This is a genomic window from Stenotrophomonas sp. NY11291 (assembly GCF_023277365.1).
GTDB lineage: Bacteria > Pseudomonadota > Gammaproteobacteria > Xanthomonadales > Xanthomonadaceae > Stenotrophomonas > Stenotrophomonas geniculata.
The window spans coordinates 1,786,171-1,804,016 of record NZ_CP096975.1 but is presented as its reverse complement, the minus strand read 5'-3'; the positions used below and the strand labels follow the sequence as shown (position 1 = coordinate 1,804,016).

Here is a 17,846-nt window from a genome sequence, read left to right as displayed (position 1 = left end):
GGGTGGCTCTACAAGGGTGAACCCACGGGTGGCTGCCTCTCTGGAACACCGATGCCCCGCCAGCCGCACGCCAGCGCCGACACTGCCCAGCACGACGACTTCGTCGCCCGCCTGCTGCACTGGTTCGACGACCACGGCCGCCACGACCTGCCCTGGCAACACCCGCGCAGCCCCTACCGGGTGTGGTTGTCGGAAATCATGCTGCAGCAGACCCAGGTGGCCACCGTCATCCCGTACTTCCAGCGGTTCCTGCAGCACTTCCCGACCCTGCCCGACCTTGCCGCCGCCAGCAACGACGCGGTGATGGCGCAGTGGGCCGGGCTCGGCTACTACGCCCGCGCACGCAACCTGCATGCCGCCGCAAAGCGCTGCGTGGAACTGCATGACGGCGACCTGCCGCGAGATTTCGATGCACTGCACGCCCTACCCGGCATCGGCCGCAGCACTGCCGGCGCGATCCTCAGCCAAGCCTGGAACGACCCGTTCGCGATCCTGGATGGCAACGTCAAGCGCGTGCTGAGCCGTTACCACGGCATCGACGGGTTTCCCGCCCTGCCGGCCATCGAGAAGCAGTTGTGGGCCATCGCCGAGGCGCACGTTGCGCAGGTCCCGGCCGGGCGCATGGCCGATTACACCCAGGCGCAGATGGATCTGGGCGCCACCGTCTGCAGTCGGGCCAAGCCGACATGCGTGATCTGCCCGCTGCAGGACAACTGCGTGGCACGCCGCGAAGGCCGCACCGCTGAGTTACCGACGCCCAAGCCCAGCAAGACCCTGCCCGAACGCGAAGCGGTCGCCCTGCTGTTGCGCGACGCCCAGCAGCGCGTGCTGCTGCAGAAGCGGCCGGATACTGGCATCTGGGCGCAGCTGTGGACGCTGCCGCAGGCCGAGACGGGCAGCGACCTGCAGGACTGGTTCGACACACATGTGGACGGCTCGCTGGAAGATGCCGACGAACTGCCGGTGCTGCAGCACACCTTCAGCCACTACAAGCTGCATCTGCAGGTACTGTCGCGGCAGGTACACGGCCTGCGCGTGGAAGAACCCACGTTGCGCTGGGTGGCTGCCGACGAACTGCCCGCGCTGGGCCTTCCGGCGCCGATCCGCAAGCTGCTCGACGGCGCCACGATCAAGACGCCGAAACGAACCTCCAAGAAATCCCGCAACCACGAGTGAGTGCCATGCCCCGAACCGTCTTCTGCCAGTACGAACAACGCGATGCCGAGGGCCTGGACTTCGTGCCCTACCCCGGTGAGCTGGGCCAGCGCATCTTCAACAACATCGGCAAGCAGGCCTGGGCCGCGTGGCTGGCGCACCAGACCATGCTGATCAACGAGAACCGGCTGTCACCGCGCACGCCGGAGCATCGCGCGTTCCTTGAAGGCGAACTGGTCAAGTTCCTGTTCGAGAAGGACGCGGAAAAGCCGGCCGGCTTCACTCCGGAAGCCTGACAACAAAAAGGGGACGGAGGGGATTAAGTCGTTTGTGGCACAAACGACTTAATCCCCTCCGTCCCCTTTTTTGATCATTTGGCCGGGGAGGTCTCCGCCTCGCGCTCCTGCACCTGCGCCTGGCGCAGCTCCTGCTCGGAGGCACGCAGTGCCTTCACGTCCAGCTTGCGGATGCTGTTGATGAAGCACGGCATGCGCGGGCCGCCGGTGGGGTCGCGCACCAGCACCTTGTCAAAGCGCGCCGAGACACGGTTCATCTGGCTGGTCAGGCCGATGGCGGTGGCATACGGCAGGTCCTGGCAGGGGCCTCTCAGCTCCAGCAGGTAGGCCTCGCTGGGACGCGTCCACACCGCCAGCGCGCTGTCACCCAGCTCGGTCCAGCCATTGAGGGTGCCGAAGAACTGCATGTCGTTCTGCGGCGCACCGGCGTGGGCACGGTAAAGGTCAAGCTTCTCGGCGCTGCTGAGCCGGCCGGTGGTGGCACAGGCGGCCAGGGCCAGGCAGAGGCCGGCCAGCAGAAGCGGGGTCTTCATGGCGATCTCCTCGGGGAACTGTCGCCATCATGCGCCTGGCCTGGCAATGCCGGCGCGACGGCCGACGGCCCCATTCAGGCGCCGGTCGGCGGTCGACCAAGGTCGACCTCTGCCAAAGCGGGTCCAGAACGTCGGATTCCGGTAGTCGCCAACCTTGGTTGGCGCTTGCCCTGCAGGAGCAGCCGACCAAGGTCGGCTTCTACCAGAGTCCGTCCGACCGCTCAGACGTCGGCGTGGGCCAGTGCGTGCAGGCGCCCTTCGCGCAGTTCCAGCACCCGGTCCAGGCGACGCGCCAGGCTGCGGTCATGGGTTACCAGCACCAGGCTGGTGTGACGTGCACGATTCAGCTCCAGCATCAGTTCGAACACCGTTGCAGCCGTGCGGTCATCCAGGTTGCCGGTCGGCTCGTCACCGAGCACGCAGGCCGGATGATTGACCAGTGCTCGCGCCACCGCAGCACGCTGGCGCTCGCCGCCGGACAGCTCGCCCGGCTTGTGGTCCAGGCGATGGCCGAGGCCAACCGCTTCCAGCAGCGTGGTGGCGCGGCTGCTCGCTTCGGCCACCGCGGTGCCAGCCAGCAGCACCGGCATCATCACGTTTTCCAGCGCGGTGAACTCCGGCAGCAGGTGATGGAACTGGTAGACGAAGCCCAGCGCCTGGTTGCGCAGCAGGCCGCGCGCGGTGTCCGACAGCGCCGACATGCGCTGGCCGGTCACATAGACCTCGCCCGCGGTCGGAATGTCGAGGCCACCCAGCAGGTGCAGCAGCGTACTCTTGCCGGCGCCGGAGGCACCGATGATCGCCACGGTTTCGCCGGCGGTCACGGTCAGGTCCAGGCCATCGAACACCGGGGTCTGCATGCGCCCTTCGGCGTAGGTCTTGCCCAGTGCTTCGGCGCGGATCACTTCATCGCCGCGGTTGAAGACCTTATTCATAACGCAGGGCCTCCGCCGGCTGGGTGCGTGCTGCCCGCCAGGCGGGGTACAGGGTGGCCAGGAAGCTCATCAGCAGTGCGACCACGGTGATCGCCACCACGTCGCCGGTCTGCATGTCGGTCGGCAGGCCGGTGATGTAGTAGACATCCTCCGGCATCAGCTTGACGTTGAACACGCTCTCGATGGCGCCGAGGATGCGCTCCAGGTTGAGGGTCAGGGTGATGCCACCGATCAGGCCGGCCAGCGTGCCGAAGATGCCGATCAGCGAGCCCTGCACCATGAACACCTGCATCACGCCGCCCGGGGTCAGGCCGAGGGTGCGCAGGATGGCGATGTCGGCCTGCTTGTCGGTCACCAGCATCACCTGCGAGGACACCAGGTTGAAGGCGCCCATGGCGATGATCAGCGACAGCAGGATGCCCATCACCACCTTCTCCATGCGCAGCGAGTGGTAGAGGTTGGCGTTCTGCTGGGTCCAGTCACTCACGCGGTAGGCACCGCCGAGGTTCTGCGCCAGGTCCACGCCCACTTCCAGCGAGCGGTCCATGTCGTGCAGTTTCAGGCGCACGCCGGTGGCACCGTCGCTGCGCAGTACGCGCTCCAGGTCCTGCATGTTGGCGAAGCCCACGCCACGGTCGACTTCGTTGTAACCGGCCTCGAAGATGCCGCTGACGGTGAAGCGCTTCATCCGTGGCACCGCGCCGGCAGGCGTGCCCTGCACTTCTGCAAAGGTCACCAGCACCTGGTCGCCGACGTCCACGCCCAGCCAGAGCGCCAGCTCCTTGCCCAGCAGCACGTTGAAGCTGCCCGGCGTGAGGCTGTCATAGCTGCCCTTGGTGATCTTCTTGTCGATCACCGACACCTTCGGCTCCAGCGCCGGATCGATGCCCTGGATGATCGCACCCTGCACGCGCGGACCGCTGATCATCGACTGGATCTCGATGTACGGCGCGGCACCGGCCACGCGCGGATCCTTGTTGGCCACGTCGACCACCCGCATCCAGTCCGGCATCGGCTCGCCGTCACGGCTGATGGTGGTGTGCGCGGTCATCTGCAGCAGGCGGCTGCGGATTTCCTTCTGGAAACCGCTCATGACGGCCAAGGTGGTGATCAGCACCGTCACGCCGAGCGCGATGCCCAGGATCGATGCCATCGAGATGAAGGAGATGAAGCCGTTGCGGCGCTTGGCGCGCAGGTAGCGCAGGCCGATCGCCACGGGAATGGGTTTGAACATGCAGGCACGCCAGTCAATTCAGCTTATGGTGCCATCGACCGGGGCCGACGGGAAACGCTGCGTGCGGCGACGGCCAGTCGCAGTTCACGTCGCTGCCCGGAATCGAGCACATCCGGCCAGAACAGCAGGCGCCGGCGGCGCCGATCCTCACGCCAGAGCAACAGCAGCCAGGGGCCGCGCACGACCAGTTGTGGTGCATCGACGTCCTGCCCGGCCACCTGCAGCGGCTCGGACGGTACCGGCAGAAGCACCTGCACGCGTGGCCTGCGCTGGCGCCAGGCCAGTTCGGCCAACCCGATGCCCCAGGCCAGCAACACCGCGGGAATCAACAGCCGCGGCGGCAGATCCGATGCGCGCAGCAGCCAGGGTGCGGCCAGCAGCACCGCCAGCTGGGCGGCGGCCTGCAGCCGCGAGGGGCGCCACTCAAGGCTTGAGGGCGAGGATCTTCTGCATGAGGGGGATCGCGTGCGCATGCGGGCAGGCCTCATAACCCATGAACCAGCGCCACAACTTATCGTCCTCGCAGTCGAGCAGGAACAGGAAAACCTCGCGCTCTTCGGTCGGCGCAGTGCTCCATTCGTGGTCGAGGTAACGGCCGAACAGCTGGTCCAGCTCGCGCATGCCGCGGCGGCAGCGCCAGCGCAGCTTCTTCAGCAGAACGTCTTCTTCCATCGTGCTTCTCCAGACACAGCAAAGCCACGCATGGCGTGGCTCTACTGGGGTCATGCAACTACCCTGCGCCGTATCAGGCGCGGCGTTCCATCATCAGCTTCTTGATCTCGGCGATCGCCAACGCCGGGTTCAGGCCCTTCGGGCAGGTCCGGGCGCAGTTCATGATGGTGTGGCAGCGGTACAGCTTGAACGGATCTTCCAGGTCGTCCAGGCGCGCACCGGTGTCCTCATCGCGCGAATCGATGATCCAGCGGTAGGCCTGCAGCAGGATCGCCGGGCCCAGGTAACGCTCGCCGTTCCACCAGTAGCTCGGGCAGCTGGTCGAGCAGCAGGCGCACAGGATGCACTCGTACAGGCCGTCCAGCTTCTTGCGGTCTTCCGGCGACTGCAGGCGCTCGCGGTCCGGCGGTGCCGGGGTCTGGGTGCGGATCCACGGCTTGATCGAGGCGTACTGCGCGTAGAAGTGGGTCAGGTCCGGAACCAGATCCTTGACCACGTTCATGTGCGGCAGCGGGTAGATCGGCACTTCCTTCTTGCCGCAGTCCGAGATGGCTCGGGTGCAGGCCAGGGTATTGGTGCCGTCGATGTTCATCGCGCACGAACCACAGATACCTTCGCGGCAGGAGCGGCGGAAGGTCAGGGTCGGGTCGATCTCGTTCTTGATCTTGATCAGGGCGTCCAGGACCATCGGGCCACAGGCGTCCAGATCGACTTCATAGGTATCGGTGCGCGGGTTGCTGTCGTCGTCCGGACTCCAGCGGTAGATCTTGAAGGTGCGCACGTTCTTGCCGCCGTTCTTGACGGGGAAGTGCTTGCCCTTCGTGATCTTGGAATTCTTGGGGAGTGAAAACTCGGCCATGGCTGCTCTCGTTGGCTCAGGCGGCCCGCGCCCTTGGGCGCGGATTGCATGGTAGGCGGGGTCGGATCAGTACACGCGCGGCTTCGGCGGCACCACGGACACGTCGTCGGTCAACGTGTACATGTGCACCGGACGGTAGTCGAAGCTGCACTTGCCCTTCTCGTCGACGCTGACCAGGGTGTGCTTCTGCCAGTTGACGTCGTCGCGGTCCGGGAAGTCCTCGTGCGCATGCGCGCCGCGGCTTTCCTTGCGCTGTTCGGCCGAGTTGATCGTCGCCACCGCGTTGAGCAGCAGGTTGTTCAGCTCGTAGGTCTCGATCAGGTCCGAGTTCCACACCAGCGAACGGTCGGAGACCTTCACGTCCTGGAACGAATCGAAGATCTTGTCCATCTTCTCGCAGCCTTCCTTCAGCGTCTGGCTGGTGCGGAAGACGGCGGCGTCGGCCTGCATGGTGCGCTGCATGCGATCGCGGATGACCGAGGTCGGGGTATCGCCGTTGGCGTGGCGCAGCTTGTCCAGCAGGCCCAGCGCCTTGTCGCAGGCATCAGACGCCAGCGGCTTGTGCGACGCGCCCGGCTTGATGGTCTCGGCGCAGCGGTTGGCCACCGCACGGCCGAACACCACCAGGTCCAGCAGCGAGTTCGAGCCCAGTCGGTTGGCGCCGTGCACGGAGACGCAGGCCGCTTCACCGATCGCGTACAGGCCCGGCACTACGGCATTGTCGTTGTCGCCGACCTTCTGCACCACTTCGCCGTGGTAGTTGGTCGGGATGCCGCCCATGTTGTAGTGCACGGTCGGGATGACCGGGATCGGCTGCTTGTGCACGTCGACGCCGGCGAAGATGCGGGCGCTTTCGGCGATGCCCGGCAGCTTGTCGTCGATCACGCCCGGGCCGAGGTGGGTCAGGTCGAGCAGGATGTGATCCTTGTGCTCGCCGACGCCGCGGCCTTCGCGGATCTCGATCGTCATCGAACGGCTGACCACGTCGCGCGAGGCCAGATCCTTGTAGTGCGGTGCATAGCGCTCCATGAAGCGCTCGCCACTGCTGTTGCGCAGGATGCCACCTTCACCGCGGACACCCTCGGTGATCAGGCAGCCGGCGCCGTAGATGCCGGTCGGGTGGAACTGCACGAACTCCATGTCCTGCATGGCGATGCCGGCACGCATGGCCAGGCCGCCACCGTCGCCGGTGCAGGTATGCGCCGACGTGGCGCTGAAGTAGGCACGGCCGTAGCCGCCGGTGGCCAGCACCACGCCCTGGGCGCGGAACAGATGCAGCGTGCCATCGGACATGTCCAGGGCCAGCACGCCGCGGCAGGCGCCTTCCTCGTCGAAGATCAGGTCGAGCGCGAAGTACTCGATCATGAAGCGCGCGTCGTGCTTCAGCGACTGCTGGTACAGGGTGTGCAGCATCGCATGACCGGTACGGTCGGCCGCCGCGCAGGTACGCTGCGCCGCCGGGCCTTCACCGTACTTGGTGGTCATGCCACCGAACGGACGCTGGTAGATCTTGCCTTCGGCGGTGCGCGAGAACGGCACGCCGTAGTGTTCGAGCTCGATGATGGCCGGGATGGCCTCACGGCACATGTATTCGATGGCGTCCTGGTCGCCCAGCCAGTCCGAACCCTTGATGGTATCGAAGAAGTGGTAACGCCAGTCGTCCTCGCCCATGTTGGCGAGTGCGGCCGAGATACCACCCTGGGCGGCAACGGTGTGCGAACGGGTCGGGAAGACCTTGGTCAGGCACACGGTCTGCAGGCCCTTGGCGGCCAGGCCGAACGTGGCGCGCAGGCCGGCGCCGCCGGCGCCGACCACGACCATGTCGTACTTGTGTTCGGTGATCTTGTAAGCGGACATCTAATCTGGATTCCTGTGTTGGTGCCTGGGCTCAGGCAACGCCGAGGGCGATGCGGCCCACCGCAAACACACTGACGATCATGCCGAGCACGGCGACGAACTTCACCGCGGTCTGCAGCACCAGGGCCAGCAGCGATTCGTGGATGTAGTCTTCCAGCACGACCTGCATGCCGAGCTGCGCGTGCCAGAACATGGCGATCAGCAGGCCGATCAGCGGCACTGCGTTCCACGGCTTGGCCACGGCGGCGGCGGCGGTCGCGTAGTCCGAGCCCAGCAGGCCCAGCACGAAGACCAGGAACCAGATGCCCAGCACCACGAGCGCGGCGGCGGTCAGGCGCTGGTGCACGAAGTGCTCGGTGCCGGTCTTGGCCGAGCCAAGGCCGCGCACGTTCTTCAGCGGGGTACGGAACTTGCTCACGCGGCACCTCCGAACATCACATAGGCCCACACCAGCAGGGTGATCACCAGGCTGCCGGTGACCGACAGCCAGCTGCTGCGGATGAAGGCGGGGATGCTGAAGCCGATAGCGAAGTCCTGCACCACGTGGCGGATGCCATTGCACAGGTGATAGGCGAACGACCATGTCCACGCGAACAGGAACACGCGGCCATACCAGGCCCCGGCATGGCCGGTGAAGCAGTTCCAGGACTCGGGCCCCATCATCAGGGCCAGCAGGCCGGCGGCGATGATGAGGGCACCAACAGACAGAAAGACGCCAGTGGCTCGATGCAGGATCGAGGTGGCCATCTGAATCTGCCAGCGATACACCTGAAGGTGCGGGGAAAGTGGGCGTTGTCTGGTCGCCATTCGCTGGGCTCGTTGTCTCGGCTGGGCGGCACACGGCCGCGTTGGCTCAATGCTGATCAGAAATCGATGCAGCGTCCGTTTTTCTCCCAATCGCCATACCGCACCGGATCAAGTCCGCCGCGGCCGCCGAATTCCTCTGCTTTTTCCTGTTCCACGGGCACGGGTGCCGCGGGGACCAGCGGGGCTTCAGATTCGTCGTCGGGAGTGGGGGTTGTTTGGCCTATCATGTTCGGTCTCGCAACGCACAAATTTTAGACCTCGTTCACGTGCCTGACAACCTGCCCCCTGCTTTCGTCGGATATCCGCGCCTGCCCGGCCACCAGTTGCTGAGCCTGCAGGGCACGGATGCGGCCGTTTTCGCCCACGCCCAGTTCAGCGGCGACGTCACTGCCCTGCCCCTGCTGCACTGGCAGTGGAGCGCCTGGCTGAGCGCAAAAGGCCGCACCCTGGCGGTGTTCCAGCTGCTTCGGCTGGCCGACGACCACGTGATGCTGGTGCTGGCCGACGGCGATGCCGATGCGATTGCGTCGCAACTGCAGCGCTTCGTGTTCCGTCGCAAGGTGAAGGTGCAGGTGCGCAGCGATCTGGCGGTGGCCGGCGCCTTCACCGCGCCCGAAGCCGCCAGCAACGCCGCGATTGCGCACGCCGCAGCGGACGGCTGGGAACTTGACCTGGGCAGCGATGCGCTGCCGCGCACCCTGCGCATTGGCGCAGCTGATGCATTTGCCGCCGGCAGCGAAACCGATGAGGCCGCTTTCGCCCTGGCCTGGCGCCAGGCCGACCTGCGCTACGGGTTGCCGCGACTGGAAGAAAGCCAGCGCGAAGTGTGGACCCCCCAGCAGCTGGGCCTGGACCGCCTGAACGGCTACAGCGTGAAGAAGGGCTGCTATCCCGGCCAGGAAATCGTCGCGCGCACCCACTTCCTCGGCAAGGCCAAGCGCGCGGTGCAGCTGCTGCATGCCGCAGCACCGGCGCAGGCCGGCGATGGCGTGCAACAGGACGGCGCAGCGCTGGGCACGATTGCCAGCGTGGCCGGTGAACTGGCGCTGGCGGTGCTGCCGCTGGAGGCCAGCGACGCCGAGCTGCAGGTGGGTGGTGCGGTGGCGCAGCGTGTGCCGCTACTGGATGGATTGGCGCGCTGAGGTTCACGCCGGGCACGGCCCGGCGCTACCGCCGCCATGGTGGGTGCGGACCGTTGGTCCGCACCGCAACGAAGCAGCCGAGCGTGGGTTCGGCTCTACAGAGTCAGAGCCGCTCGCCGGTTTCCGGGTTGAAGAAATGCAACCCCTGCGGGTGGATCGCCACGCGGATCTGCTCGCCCACCGCCGGCAGCGCCTGCGGCGCCACGCGCATGGTCAGCGCATGCTGGCCACTGCTGAGGTTGACGAAGATTTCATTGCCGACCGGCTCGATGCCTTCGATGCGCGCGCTGAACGCATGCGCATCATCAGCGCCCGCCGGCTGCAGATGCTCAGGGCGCACGCCCACCGCGATCGGCTTCTGCAGCCACGCCGGATCGATCGTGGCCTGGCCCAGCGGTGCACGCCAGTCGCCGTCGACCACGGTCACGCCACCGGCATCGCCCTGCAGCGTGCCACGCAGCACGTTCATCGCCGGGCTGCCGAGGAAACCCGCCACGAACAAGTTGGCCGGGCGGTCGTACAGCGCCATCGGCGTATCGATCTGCTGGATGATGCCGTCCTTCAGCACCACGATGCGCTGGCCCAGGGTCATCGCTTCAACCTGGTCGTGCGTCACGTAGATCATGGTGGTGCCCAGCTTGCGATGCAGCTGCGCGATTTCGGTGCGCACGCTGTGGCGCAGCTTGGCATCCAGATTGGACAGCGGTTCGTCGAGCAGGAACACCGCCGGCTCGCGCACCAGCGCCCGGCCCAGCGCAACACGCTGGCGCTGGCCGCCGGACATCGCCTTGGGGAGCTTGTCCATCATCTCGGTCAGGCCCAGCGTCTGCGCCGCTTCGGCGATGCGCTTGTCGATGGTCGCCTTGTCATGCCCGCGCAGCTTCAGGCCGAAGGCCAGGTTCTCGGCCACGGTCATGTGCGGATACAGCGCGTAGCTCTGGAACACCATCGCGATGTCGCGATCCTTCGGCGCCACGTCGTTGACCACGCGATCACCGATGGTCAGCGTGCCGCCGCTGATTTCTTCAAGGCCAGCCACCATCCGCAGCAGGGTCGACTTGCCACAGCCGGACGGACCGACCAGCACCATCAGCTCGCCATCGGCGACCTCGAAGCTGGCGTCCTTCACCGCGACCTGGCCGTTGTCATAGACCTTGCGCACACCCTGCAACTGCACTTTTGCCATATCACCTATCCGGTCCGCCCGAAGCCGGGCTGTCTTTTGGGACTGCCTCGGCCCTCCCGATGGCAGTGATGATTGCGCGCTTGCGGCATGACGGCGAGCACTGCAATCGAATACAGTTGCCCATTCTGCCATGTAAACGTTTTCACGTGGCACTATCCGATGATCGGTGCGCACCGATCTGCGTCGGCGGTGGAACGAAGCTTCCGCCGGGGCAGTGGTTTCGAATGGAACGGTCTCCCGCTACCCCGGAGATCGCCCCTGACGAACCTCGGACAGGCAGTTGCGCGGATGTCCCCCGAACCCAGCCATGAAGCGATTGACAACGATGTCACCCGGATCTGAAACTCGAGCGATGCACGACACCCTCTTCCTGTTCGGTGCCACAGGTGATCTGGCCCAGCGCTACCTGTTCCCTTCGCTGCTTCGCCTGCTTGGCGACGGCCTGCTGCCGGAGGACTTCCGCATCCGCGCACTGGCCCTGTCCGGGCATGACACCGAAGCCTTCCATGACATCCTGCGCCCGCGCCTGCAGCAGGCCATGCCGATGGCCACGCAGGACGACATCAGTGCCCTGCTGCGCCGCATCGACTACCGTTCGGTGGACCTGCGCGACGTCGACTCGGTTGCCGCCGCGGTCTCCGACCTGGTGCACCGCAAGTGCGTCAGCTACCTGGCCATCCCGCCGGGTCTGTACATCTCCACCTGCGAAGGCCTTGCCAAGGGCGGCGCACTTGCCGCACCGGCACGCCTGATGCTGGAGAAGCCGATCGGCAGCGACAGCGAGAGCGCCGAGGAGATCATCTCTACCATCGGCCAGTGGATCGACGAGGACCGCGTGTTCCGCCTCGACCACTACCTGGGCAAGGCGGCAGTGCAGAACCTGATCGCGCTGCGCTTCGGCAATACGCTGCTGGAGGCAGTGTGGAACCGCAACTACATCGAATCGGTGCACATCCTGGTGGCCGAGAGCGAAGGCGTGGATGGCCGCGACGCCTACTACGCCCGCTCCGGCGCGCTGCGCGACATGGTGCAGAGCCACATCCTGCAGCTGCTGTGCATGGTGGCGATGGAACCGCCGGCGTCGCTGGAAGCCGACCGCATCCGCGACGAGAAGGTCAAGGTGCTGCGCGCCCTGCGTCCGCTTGATGCCAAGCACGCCGCGCGTGACAGCATCCGCGGCCGCTACACCGCCGGCACCATCAACGGCCAGCCGGCACAGGCCTACCAGCCGCCGGAAGGCAGCGACGTGGAGACCTTCGCCGGTGTCACCGCGCACATCGACAACTGGCGCTGGAGCGGCGTGCCGTTCCACCTGGTCACCGGCAAGCGCCTGCCCGAGCGCACCACCCGCGTGGTGGTCACGCTGAAGCCGGTCACCCACTGGCTGTTCGAGCGCCCGCAGCGCGCGCAGGCCGCACCAAACCGCCTGGTGTTCCAGCTGCAGCCGCAGGAAAACATCGAACTGGGCCTGATGAGCAGCCTGGCCGGCCCGGAATGGGGCGCGCTGGAACTGCACCCGCTGGAGCTGGAGCTGTCGGTGCCGACCGGCCTGCACCGCCGCATCGCGTACGAGCGCCTGTTCCTGGATGCGTTCAACGGCAACCACACGCTGTTCGTGCGCGATGACGAAGTGCGCGCCGCCTGGGCGTGGATCGACAGCGTGGCCGATGCCTGGAAGGACGCCAAGCTGCCGCTGGAGCCCTACCCCGCCGGCCAATGGGGCCCGAGCAATGCGGGCGAGTTCCTGCCGCAGGGCGTGGACGCGCCGGACAGCGGAGCCTCGGCATGAGTGCCAGCTCGCAGCCGGTGCTGGTCGCCGACATTGGCGGCACCAACGCCCGCTTCGCCCTGGCCGACACCTCGCAGGACGCACCGCTGCAGAAGGACAGCATCCGCGAGTACGCGGTGGCGGAGTTCCCATCGCTGGGTGATGCCGCGCGCCACCATCTGGAACAGATCGGCGCCACCGCCAGCCGCGGCGTGTTCGCAGTGGCCGGTCGCGTTGATGGTGACGAAGCGCGCATCACCAACCATCCGTGGGTGATCTCGCGCAGCCGCACCGCAGCGATGCTCGGGTTCGACGAACTGCACCTGATCAACGATTTCGCCGCACAGGCGATGGCGATTTCACTGCTGCAGCCCGATGACGTGGTCCAGGTCGGTGGTGCCGCCTGGGTGCCGGGCAAGCCGGGCCAGCCGCGCAACTACGCGGTGATCGGCCCGGGTACCGGCCTGGGTGTCGGTGGCCTGATCCTGCGCCACGGACGCTGCTATCCGCTGGAAACCGAAGGCGGCCATGTCAGCTTCCCGCCGGGAACTCCGGAGGAGATCCGCATCCTGGAAATCCTGTCCGAGCAGTTCGGCCGCGTCTCCAACGAGCGACTGATCTGCGGCCCCGGCCTGGTCAACATCCATCGCGCGGTGTGCGAGATGGCCGGTATCGATCCCGGCCAGCTGCAGCCGGTGGACGTGACCGCGCGCGCCCTGCACGGCGATCCGCAGGCGATGCGCACCGTGGATGTGTTCTGCGCGGTGTTCGGCGCCATCGCCGGTGACCTGGTGCTGACCCAGGGCGCCTGGGACGGCGTGTTCCTGACCGGCGGCCTGACCCCGAAGATGCTCGATTCGCTGCAGCACTCCGGGTTCCGCCAGCGCTTCGAGCACAAGGGCCGCTTCTCTTCGATCATGGCGCGGGTTCCCTCGCTGGCCGTGATGCATCCCCACGCCGGACTGCTGGGCGCTGCCGCCTATGCCGCCGACGCCGAACGTGACGCACCAGGAGTTGCCGCATGAGCCCCAGCTTCCACGACGACCGCATCGAGTTCATCCCGCACGGCGATGCCGATGGCTGGATCGAAGCCGTGGCCGCCGAGATGGCGCAGACTCTCAACCACGACATCAACGAAGTGGGCCGCGCCCGCATCCTGCTGTCGGGCGGAACTACGCCGGCGCCGGTCTACCAGGCGCTGGCCGAGTTGGACGTGCACTGGGACCGGGTGGAAGTGAGCCTGGCCGACGAGCGCTGGCTGTCGCCGCAGGATCGCGACAGCAACGCCTGGCTGGTGCGCGAGCACCTGCTCAAGCGCGCCGAAGGTGCGCATTTCGATCCGCTGGTACGGATCGGAAAGCCGCTGCCGGAATGCGTTTACACCGCCAACCTGCAGGCCCAGCACAGCCAGCCGCCGAGCCTGGTGGCACTGGGCATGGGCAACGACGGCCACACCGCCTCGCTGTTCCCGGGCTCGAAGGACCTGGCCCGCGCACTGGAAAGCACCCTGCCCTACGCGGCACTGGACGCCACCGGCTGCCCGGGCGCGAACCAGTGGCCGCTGCGCATCACGCTGACCCCGCACGGGCTGGACCAGTGCCGCCAGCGCCTGCTGCTGCTGCGCGGCAAGCAGAAGCTGCAGGTGCTGCGCCAGGCGCTGGACAGCAACGACGCCCAGCAGTACCCGATCCTCAATGCAATCAACCTGGACGGCGCGCGCCTGCGCGTGCACTGGGCTGATTGATGTCGGCGGCGGCGCCGCGCCGCCGCTTGCCTCTCGCCACCACGAACGCCGGTAGCCAATGAGCCTCCATCCGCAACTGCAAGCCATCACTGAGCGTGTCATCCGCCGCAGCGCCGCCTCGCGTGCCGCCTATCTGGCCGCGATCGATGCCTCCCTGCGTGAGGGCCCGTTCCGCAGCCGCCTGAGCTGCGGCAACCTCGCCCACGGATTCGCCGCCTGCGGCGGCACCGACAAGAGCCGCCTGCGCGGTGGCGTGACGCCGAACCTGGGCATCATCACCGCGTACAACGACATGCTGTCGGCGCACCAGCCGTTCGAGACCTATCCCGAGCAGATCCGCGAAATCGCCCGCGAGCTGGGCGCCACCGCACAGGTGGCCGGCGGCGTGCCGGCGATGTGCGACGGCGTCACCCAGGGCCGAGGCGGCATGGAACTGTCGCTGTTCTCGCGCGATGTGATCGCACAGGCGACCGCCATCGGTCTCAGCCACGACATGTTCGACACCACCGTCTACCTCGGCGTGTGCGACAAGATCGTGCCGGGCCTGCTGATCGGTGCACTGGCCTTCGGCCACCTGCCGGCGGTGTTCGTGCCGGCCGGCCCGATGACCCCGGGCATTCCGAACAAGCAGAAGGCCGAAGTGCGCGAACGCTACGCCGCCGGCGAAGCTACCCGCGAAGAGCTTCTGGAAGCCGAGTCCGCGTCGTACCACGGCGCTGGCACCTGCACCTTCTACGGCACCGCCAATTCCAACCAGGTGCTGCTGGAAGCGATGGGCGTGCAGCTGCCGGGTGCGTCGTTCGTCAACCCGGGCACGCCGCTGCGTGATGCACTGACCCGCGAAGCCACCGAACGTGCGCTGGACATCACCGCGCTGGGCGATGACTTCCGTCCGCTGGGCCGGATCATCGACGAGCGCGCGATCATCAACGCGGTCATCGCGCTGATGGCAACCGGTGGGTCGACCAATCACACCATCCATTGGATCGGCGTGGCACGCGCCGCCGGCATCGTGCTGACCTGGGACGACTTCGACGAGCTGTCGCAGCTGATCCCGCTGCTGGCCCGCGTCTATCCGAACGGCGACGCCGACGTGAACCGTTTTGCGGCCGCAGGCGGCCCGGCCTTCGTGTTCGGCGAGCTGATCAAGGCGGGCCTGATGCATGGCGACCTGGTCAGCGTCGCGCGTGGCGGCATGGCCGACTACGCACGCGAACCGCAGCTGCGCGATGGCCAGCTGGTCTATCTGCCGGGCCTGGAACGCAGCGCCGATGACGAAGTGGTGCGTGGTGTCGACAATCCGTTCGAGCATCAGGGCGGCCTGCGCCTGCTGCGCGGCAACCTGGGCAAGTCGCTGATCAAGCTGTCGGCGGTGAAGCCGCAGTACCGCACGATCGAAGCACCGGCGGTGGTGGTGGATGCACCGCAGGTGTTGAACAAGCTGCACGCCGGTGGCCTGCTGCCGCAGGATTTTGTGGCGGTGGTGCGCTACCAGGGCCCGCGTGCGAACGGCATGCCCGAACTGCATTCGCTGGCGCCGCTGCTGGGCCTGTTGCAGAACCAGGGCCGGCGCGTGGCGCTGGTTACCGACGGCCGCCTGTCCGGCGCCTCGGGCAAGATTCCGGCGGCGATCCACGTGACGCCGGAGGCTGCCCGCGGCGGTCCGCTGGCGAAGGTCCGCGAGGGCGACATGATCCGCCTGGATGGCGAGGCCGGCACGTTGGAAGTGCTGGTGGATGCGGCGGAATGGGCAGCACGTCCGCTGGCGCCGAACACCGCGCCGGCCGCGCATGACCTGGGCCGCAACCTGTTCGCGATCAACCGCCGCGTGGTGGGTCCGGCCGACCAGGGGGCGATTTCGATTTCGTGCGGGCCGGCGGCGGCTGATGGCGGGCCGTGGGATTACGACGCGGAGTATGAGTTGGGACACGATGCCGCGGCGGCGGCAGCGCCGCATGAGGCGAAGGACGCCTGAAGCGAAAAGCCGCGGCAGGCTTCCCGGCTTGGGCAGTAGAGCGCCCTGGCCGGGACACGCCGTAAACCCATCCATGGGGGCTCGATCGCGGCATCCATGCCGCTCACGGTCCCGGCCAGGGCGCTCTACTGCCCTTGGACAATTCCCGACGCGTCATCTGCGCTGCGGCCACTGAATCAAGAAGAGCAAAGGCAAGGGCAAAAGCATGGGTATCGAACAACATCAGGTGAAGGCGGCGGAGCTGTTGCATGCGGCGGGCATCCTGCCGGTGGTAACGATTCATACGCTGGACCAGGCGCGGGCGGTCAGTGCGGCGCTGCTGGAAGGTGGCTTGCCGGCCATCGAGCTGACGCTGCGGACACCGGTGGCGATGGAAGCGCTGGCGATGCTCAAGCGCGAGCTGCCGGATGTGGTGGTGGGCGCGGGCACGGTGCTGACCGTGGAGCAGATGCAGCAGTCGATCGATGCGGGCGCGGACTTCCTGGTGACGCCTGGTACGCCGCCGACGCTGGCCGATGCGTTGGCCGCTGCGCCGCTACCGGTGGTGCCGGGTGCGGCCACGCCGACCGAGCTTCTGTCGCTCTATGCGCGCGGCTTCCGCGTGTGCAAGCTGTTCCCGGCCACGGCCGTGGGTGGCCTGGCGATGATCAAGGGCCTGGCCGGCCCGGTCGCCGACCTGAAGCTGTGCCCGACCGGCGGCATCACCGAAAACACCGCCGCCGAGTACCTCGAACAGAAGAACGTGGTCTGCATTGGTGGTTCGTGGATGGTGCCGGGCAACTGGATCGCCGGCGGCGAATGGGACAAGGTGCGCGCCAGCGCCGCCGACGCCGCGAAGATCATCCAGCGCGTTCGCGGCCACTGAGCCCAACGCAGCTGTAGAGCCGAGCCCACGCTCGGCTCCACTCCAGCGGAATGAAGCGCAGCCGAGCATGGGCTCGGCTCTACCGAAGGCCGAATCCCTTACAGCGGCCGTGCCGGATCCACCAGCCCGTATTGGCTGGCCATCCGCGCCAACGCGATGTTGTCGTGGATCCCCATCTTCTCGAACAACCGCGCCTTATGCGTGTTCACCGTCTTCGCGCTCAGGCTCAGACGGCGGGCGATGTCTTCCTGGCGCAGGCCCTGGGTCAGCAGCAACGCCACTTCCAGCTCGCGCGGCGACAGGCTGTCGAACGGCGAACCGTTGCCTTCCACCGTCGATAGCGCCAGGTTCTGCGCGATGCTGGTACCCAGGTAGCGACGGCCACCGGCCACGTCGCGCACCGCGCGCAGCAGCTCCTGCGCATCGCAGCCCTTGCCGATGTAACCGGCAGCACCAGCCTCGAGCAGCCGCTTCGGCAGCGGGCCATCTTCCAGCACCGACACGATCACCACGCGGGTATTGCGGTGGCTGCGCACGATGCGCTCAGTCACTTCCATGCCGCTCACACCCGGCAGATGCAGGTCGCACAGCACTACGTCCGGCAGCAGCTGGCGGACCTCGCGCAGCGCGTCCTCGCCGGTCTCGGCTTCGCCCACCACCTCGATGTCGGTTTCCCCCGACAGAATCATCTTCATACCGGTGCGGACCAGTGCGTGGTCATCCACCAGGTAGACTCGAATCGTCATTCACGTACCTCTTCGAATGCGGCCATTGCAGGTCAAGCTAGGTGGGGTGCCGATACCCCTGCAAGCGCGTTC

General features: G+C 66.9%; 20 protein-coding genes. 8 read left to right on the top strand and 12 right to left on the bottom strand.

What is annotated here, in order from left to right; genetic code table 11:
- The first annotated feature begins 51 nt into the window (after nucleotides 1–51).
- On the top strand, nucleotides 52–1,176 hold the full coding sequence (gene mutY / locus M1L61_RS08500) for an A/G-specific adenine glycosylase (RefSeq protein ID WP_109814987.1): 1,125 nt from the start codon (nucleotides 52–54) through the stop codon (nucleotides 1,174–1,176).
- 5 nt (nucleotides 1,177–1,181) lie between these two features.
- Entirely contained in the window at nucleotides 1,182–1,451 is a 270-nt protein-coding gene (locus M1L61_RS08495) for an oxidative damage protection protein (protein WP_014036808.1), read from the top strand.
- Nucleotides 1,452–1,525: 74 nt separating this feature from the next.
- Here the strand turns inward: M1L61_RS08495 and M1L61_RS08490 are convergent, their stop codons facing one another.
- The 10 genes from M1L61_RS08490 to M1L61_RS08445 all read right to left on the bottom strand — a co-directional run bounded on the left by M1L61_RS08490 (nucleotide 1,526) and on the right by M1L61_RS08445 (nucleotide 8,575).
- The gene (locus M1L61_RS08490) at nucleotides 1,526–1,984 is read right to left on the bottom strand and encodes a DUF6491 family protein (protein WP_049434174.1); all 459 of its coding nucleotides are present in this window, start codon (nucleotides 1,982–1,984) and stop codon (nucleotides 1,526–1,528) included.
- Nucleotides 1,985–2,205: 221 nt separating this feature from the next.
- Entirely contained in the window at nucleotides 2,206–2,919 is a 714-nt protein-coding gene (gene lolD, locus M1L61_RS08485) for a lipoprotein-releasing ABC transporter ATP-binding protein LolD (protein ID WP_005409083.1), read from the bottom strand.
- The gene (locus M1L61_RS08480) at nucleotides 2,912–4,153 is read right to left on the bottom strand and encodes a lipoprotein-releasing ABC transporter permease subunit (protein WP_019338333.1); all 1,242 of its coding nucleotides are present in this window, start codon (nucleotides 4,151–4,153) and stop codon (nucleotides 2,912–2,914) included. Before M1L61_RS08480 ends, lolD begins: the two co-directional genes overlap by 8 nt.
- Nucleotides 4,154–4,176: 23 nt before the next feature.
- Nucleotides 4,177–4,626: a hypothetical protein gene (locus tag M1L61_RS08475; protein ID WP_049434178.1), complete on the bottom strand. Its 450-nt coding sequence runs from the start codon at nucleotides 4,624–4,626 to the stop codon at nucleotides 4,177–4,179.
- Complete coding sequence (locus M1L61_RS08470; protein WP_005409080.1) at nucleotides 4,577–4,825, bottom strand: succinate dehydrogenase assembly factor 2; 249 nt, start codon at nucleotides 4,823–4,825, stop codon at nucleotides 4,577–4,579. The genes M1L61_RS08475 and M1L61_RS08470 overlap by 50 nt, the downstream gene beginning before the upstream one ends.
- 73 nt (nucleotides 4,826–4,898) lie before the next feature.
- Nucleotides 4,899–5,684, bottom strand: coding sequence for a succinate dehydrogenase iron-sulfur subunit (locus tag M1L61_RS08465; RefSeq protein WP_005409079.1), 786 nt, complete (start codon nucleotides 5,682–5,684; stop codon nucleotides 4,899–4,901).
- A gap of 66 nt (nucleotides 5,685–5,750) precedes the next feature.
- Complete coding sequence (gene sdhA, locus M1L61_RS08460) at nucleotides 5,751–7,541, bottom strand: succinate dehydrogenase flavoprotein subunit (protein WP_010484342.1); 1,791 nt, start codon at nucleotides 7,539–7,541, stop codon at nucleotides 5,751–5,753.
- Between the two features lie 31 nt (nucleotides 7,542–7,572).
- Entirely contained in the window at nucleotides 7,573–7,959 is a 387-nt protein-coding gene (gene sdhD / locus M1L61_RS08455; protein WP_005409077.1) for a succinate dehydrogenase, hydrophobic membrane anchor protein, read from the bottom strand.
- The gene (gene sdhC / locus M1L61_RS08450) at nucleotides 7,956–8,348 is read right to left on the bottom strand and encodes a succinate dehydrogenase, cytochrome b556 subunit (protein WP_005409076.1); all 393 of its coding nucleotides are present in this window, start codon (nucleotides 8,346–8,348) and stop codon (nucleotides 7,956–7,958) included. Before sdhC ends, sdhD begins: the two co-directional genes overlap by 4 nt.
- Nucleotides 8,349–8,404: 56 nt before the next feature.
- Nucleotides 8,405–8,575: a DUF1674 domain-containing protein gene (locus M1L61_RS08445; protein ID WP_005409075.1), complete on the bottom strand. Its 171-nt coding sequence runs from the start codon at nucleotides 8,573–8,575 to the stop codon at nucleotides 8,405–8,407.
- A gap of 39 nt (nucleotides 8,576–8,614) precedes the next feature.
- Between M1L61_RS08445 and M1L61_RS08440 the strand changes: the two genes are divergently transcribed.
- Entirely contained in the window at nucleotides 8,615–9,490 is an 876-nt protein-coding gene (locus M1L61_RS08440) for a folate-binding protein YgfZ (protein ID WP_019338329.1), read from the top strand.
- Nucleotides 9,491–9,593: 103 nt separating this feature from the next.
- On the opposite strand, the gene ugpC is transcribed toward M1L61_RS08440, so the two are convergent.
- A complete protein-coding gene (ugpC, locus tag M1L61_RS08435; protein ID WP_248854568.1) occupies nucleotides 9,594–10,676 on the bottom strand; it encodes a sn-glycerol-3-phosphate ABC transporter ATP-binding protein UgpC in 1,083 nt (360 codons plus the stop codon).
- A 352-nt stretch (nucleotides 10,677–11,028) separates the two neighbouring features.
- Between ugpC and zwf the strand changes: the two genes are divergently transcribed.
- The 5 genes from zwf (at nucleotide 11,029) to eda (ending at nucleotide 17,028) form a co-directional block, all read left to right on the top strand.
- Nucleotides 11,029–12,465 (top strand): glucose-6-phosphate dehydrogenase, encoded by a 1,437-nt coding sequence (zwf, locus tag M1L61_RS08430; RefSeq protein ID WP_010484333.1) that lies wholly within the window; start codon nucleotides 11,029–11,031, stop codon nucleotides 12,463–12,465.
- Nucleotides 12,462–13,469 (top strand): glucokinase, encoded by a 1,008-nt coding sequence (gene glk / locus M1L61_RS08425; protein WP_010484331.1) that lies wholly within the window; start codon nucleotides 12,462–12,464, stop codon nucleotides 13,467–13,469. The genes zwf and glk overlap by 4 nt, the downstream gene beginning before the upstream one ends.
- A complete protein-coding gene (pgl, locus tag M1L61_RS08420; RefSeq protein ID WP_248854567.1) occupies nucleotides 13,466–14,188 on the top strand; it encodes a 6-phosphogluconolactonase in 723 nt (240 codons plus the stop codon). The genes glk and pgl overlap by 4 nt, the downstream gene beginning before the upstream one ends.
- 58 nt (nucleotides 14,189–14,246) lie before the next feature.
- A complete protein-coding gene (gene edd / locus M1L61_RS08415) occupies nucleotides 14,247–16,163 on the top strand; it encodes a phosphogluconate dehydratase (RefSeq protein ID WP_248854566.1) in 1,917 nt (638 codons plus the stop codon).
- 205 nt (nucleotides 16,164–16,368) lie between these two features.
- A complete protein-coding gene (gene eda, locus M1L61_RS08410) occupies nucleotides 16,369–17,028 on the top strand; it encodes a bifunctional 4-hydroxy-2-oxoglutarate aldolase/2-dehydro-3-deoxy-phosphogluconate aldolase (protein ID WP_054171470.1) in 660 nt (219 codons plus the stop codon).
- A 98-nt stretch (nucleotides 17,029–17,126) separates the two neighbouring features.
- Here the strand turns inward: eda and M1L61_RS08405 are convergent, their stop codons facing one another.
- Nucleotides 17,127–17,774 carry a response regulator gene (locus M1L61_RS08405; RefSeq protein ID WP_004153112.1) on the bottom strand — a complete coding sequence of 216 codons (648 nt, stop codon included), beginning with the start codon at nucleotides 17,772–17,774 and terminating at the stop codon, nucleotides 17,127–17,129.
- Nucleotides 17,775–17,846: the final 72 nt, after the last annotated feature.